The sequence below is a fragment of the Devosia sp. genome (assembly GCF_017307565.1).
GTDB lineage: Bacteria > Pseudomonadota > Alphaproteobacteria > Rhizobiales > Devosiaceae > Devosia.
The window spans coordinates 1-3389 of sequence record NZ_JAFKHD010000127.1; the positions used below are offsets into that span (position 1 = coordinate 1).

4 protein-coding genes are annotated in these 3389 nt (G+C 61.9%); 3 read left to right on the forward strand and 1 reads right to left on the reverse strand.

The window, feature by feature from the left end; all coding sequences use genetic code 11:
- The coding region (locus J0I64_RS03580; protein WP_291406246.1) for an extracellular solute-binding protein at nucleotides 1-582 on the reverse strand (582 nt) is incomplete at its 3' end.
- A gap of 440 nt (nucleotides 583-1022) precedes the next feature.
- Between J0I64_RS03580 and J0I64_RS03585 the strand changes: the two genes are divergently transcribed.
- The 3 genes from J0I64_RS03585 to J0I64_RS03595 form a co-directional block, all read left to right on the forward strand.
- Nucleotides 1023-1973, forward strand: coding sequence for a pseudouridine-5'-phosphate glycosidase (locus J0I64_RS03585; RefSeq protein ID WP_291406247.1), 951 nt, complete (start codon nucleotides 1023-1025; stop codon nucleotides 1971-1973).
- A complete protein-coding gene (locus J0I64_RS03590) occupies nucleotides 1970-2854 on the forward strand; it encodes a PfkB family carbohydrate kinase (protein ID WP_291406248.1) in 885 nt (294 codons plus the stop codon). The genes J0I64_RS03585 and J0I64_RS03590 overlap by 4 nt, the downstream gene beginning before the upstream one ends.
- A gap of 66 nt (nucleotides 2855-2920) precedes the next feature.
- On the forward strand, nucleotides 2921-3389 hold a 469-nt coding region (locus J0I64_RS03595; RefSeq protein ID WP_291406249.1), incomplete at its 3' end, for a hypothetical protein.

Consider the following 3389-nt stretch of genomic DNA (forward strand, 5'->3'; position numbering starts at 1 on the left):
CGAATTCGGATCGAGGCCGAGATAGTGGAGCGCAATGCCCACGACTTCGGAGGGGCTGTCAAGCAGGGCGACGCCGCAGCTCGCGAGCTTGGAAACGACTTCGGGCTTAAAGAGGAGGTCCCAGCTTTCAAGATCGGCATCGGCGCCGAGGGCGGCGGTGACCTTGGCGGTGTTATAGCCAATGCCGATGGTGTTGATCATGGAGGGCACGCCATGGGCGTTGTCCGGGTCCTGGTTGGCGGCGGTGGACATCACCGCGGGATCGAGATTGCCGAGGTTGGTCAGCTTGGACTTGTCGAGCGGCAGGATCAGGCCGGCCTTGATCTGGCGTTCGAGGAAATTGCCCGAGGGAACGACGATATCGTAGCCGGAATTGCCGGCGAGGAGCTTGGCGTCGACGATCTCATTGTTGTCATAGACGTCGTAGTTGACCTTAATACCGGTCTCTGCCTCGAAATTGGCAATAGTGTCGTTGGCAATATAATCGGACCAGTTGTAGACGTTGAGGACCGGTTCCTCCTGCGCAATTGCAGGGCTTGCGGCCACCAGGGCGCCAAGGGCGATGGCGAGCGTCTTGTTCATAACCTGGAAGCTCCTAGTAATAATTCGGGGGCATTGACCCTCGAAACGAGGGAAGGTTTGGTGCCGGCAAGCGGCAGGCTTTTTTTGCGGCAAGCCGCGCTCAGGCCCGGGCGCTCATCTTTGAGAGCCCGGTGCAGAGTAGCTGAACAAATGGGAACACGTTTCTAGGGGGCGCCGAAGGGCACCCGGGACGGTCGCTGCGATCGGCCCGGTGCCGGACGAATATCGAGGCGCGCCAAGCGCGCCGTCAACAAAAGACCTGATCAGCGAAGTGCCCTTTCCCTGCTCGATCGATGGCAAACTAAAGCCATTTTTTCAGAGCGACAAGACGCACCAACAGAAGTTTTTGTGGGGCTTGACCCAAGCAAGGCCCGGGCGCAAAAGCGCGGTAGATACGGGCGGACAGGTTTTTGCCCAGGAACAGTTCCCAAGAGGCGTGGATGAGCGGCAAGGCCTATCTTTCGGTATCGGCAGAAGTGAAGGCGGCGCTGGCCGCGGGCAAGGCGGTGGTGGCCCTCGAATCCACCATCATTACCCACGGCATGCCCTATCCGCAGAACCTGGAAATGGCCCGGGACGTCGAGGACGTGGTGCGCGCAACCGGCGCGGTGCCGGCGACCATCACCATCATGGATGGCCGCTTGTGCGTCGGCGTTTCCGGGGAAGACCTCGAGCGCCTAGCCCAGGAAGGGCACAAGGCCGCCAAGGCGAGCCGCCGCGACGTAGCAGCGCTGCTGGCGAGCGGCGAGATGGCCGGAACGACGGTGGCGACCACCATGCAGATCGCCGCGCTCGCCGGGATCAAGGTGTTTGCCACCGGCGGCATCGGCGGGGTGCATCGTGGCGCCGAAGAGAGCTTTGATATTTCTGCCGACCTCGAAGAGCTTGGCCGCACGCCGGTGGCGGTCATCTGCGCCGGCGCCAAGTCGATCCTCGATATCGGCAAGACGCTGGAAGTGCTCGAAACCAATGGCGTGCCGGTGCTCGGCTTCGGTACTGACCAGTTTCCGGCCTTCTGGGCTCGCGAGAGCGGTTTTGGCGTCGATCACCGGTTCGATGATGCCGAGGGCGTGGCGCACATGCTCGCGATCCAGTCCGATCTGGGCATGGGTGGCGTGCTGATCGTCAATCCCATTCCAGAAGCGGATGCCTGGGAAGCCAGCGCCATCGAGGGCTTCATCACGCAGGCATTGGCCGATGCCGAAGCGAAGGGCATCAAGGGCAAGGCGGCAACGCCGTTCCTGCTGCAGCGCATTTTCGAATTGACCGGCGGCAAGTCGCTGGCGTCCAATATTGCGCTGGTCAAGAACAATGCGCGTGTCGCCGGCGAGATCGCAGTGGCATTGGCAGAAAGAACCACACCCAAGCAGCCCGCCGTCAAATTCATATGAACACAAGGGTACTCGTCGTCGGCGACGTGATGACCGACGTCATCGTCAAGCCTGAAGGCCCGATCGTCTTCGGATCTGACCGGCGTGCGGCCATCGAGAGCAAGCCCGGCGGATCGGGGGCCAACCAGGCGGTGTGGCTCGGCGCTTCCGGGGTCGATGTGGTGTTCGCCGCGCGTGTCGGGCTTGTCGACAAGGCAAGCCATGAAGCGCATTTCCGGCTGCGCAACGTGACGCCGATGCTCGCGGGCGATACCCAGTTCGGCTCGGGGGTGCTGGTTACCATTGTCGATCCCAGTGGGGAGCGCAGTTTCCTCACGGATCGGGGCGCAAACCTCAATCTTTCGGCCGAAGACCTGGCGGATAGCCTCCTCGATGAGGTTGGGCTGGTGCTGGTTTCCGGCTACAGCTTCTTTGCGCCTGGGCCGCGAACGGCCGTGCAATCCCTGCTGGCGCGGTCGCGAAAACGCGCCATTCCCATCGCCATCGATCCGGCCTCCATCGGTTTTCTCGACGAGGTTGGTCCGCGCAGTTTCCTTGCCTGGGTTGGACCCGCCGATTGGCTTTTCGCCAATGAGAGCGAAGCGGAAATGCTTGCCGGGATCGCCGATTTCGAGGAGCAGATGCGTATCCTTGGGGCGCAATTCGGCCATGTCGTCATCAAGCGGGGCCGGTTCGGCGCCTCGGTTGGCGGGCGAGACGGCGTTGTTCTCAGCCGCGCTGCCCCGATCGTGACGGTGGTGGATTCGACTGGGGCTGGCGACGCCTTTGCCGCTGGCTTCATCTCTGGGCTCGTTGCGGGCGTTTCGGCGGAGGAATGCCTCGAACGCGGCATCGCGAATGGTGCGCGCGCGGTTCAATTTGTTGGCGGACAGCCGAAATAGGGCTGTTGCCGTTTTTTCTCCACGAAGCTCGGCAACCTCACCTGCACCAACTCGGAGGGATAGTTGATGCTCAAGAAAATGGCCGTGGCCGGTCTGCTTATCGCTGCCGGCGTGCAGCAGGCGGCAGCGGATGGAAAGATCTTCGTGCAATTGCCTGACCTGACCTCTTACCATGGGCAGGATGCGAAGGATTTTCTGGAACGGGTCGTTCTGGCCAATGTCGTGTCGAGCAATTGCGCAGGCTATGAGGTGACCGACGAAGACTGGTCGCTGCTGACGGATTCGGCAGATCTGCTGGCCTATGGTCAGCTCAAGCTGACGACCGACGAATATGATGCCGGTTACTACAACCCGGCCTTTGCCGCGTTGGATGAAGCGGGAACGTGCGAGGAAAAAGGCCCGGACGTCGAACAGGTACTGTCCGAACTCGTCGACAAGGGCGGTTCACGCGAGGCGCTGCCGGACCAGGAAGCGGCCTATGAAGACTGGCGCGCGCTGATGGACAAGCTGCAGGACGAGGCCAATCAGCCGGCAC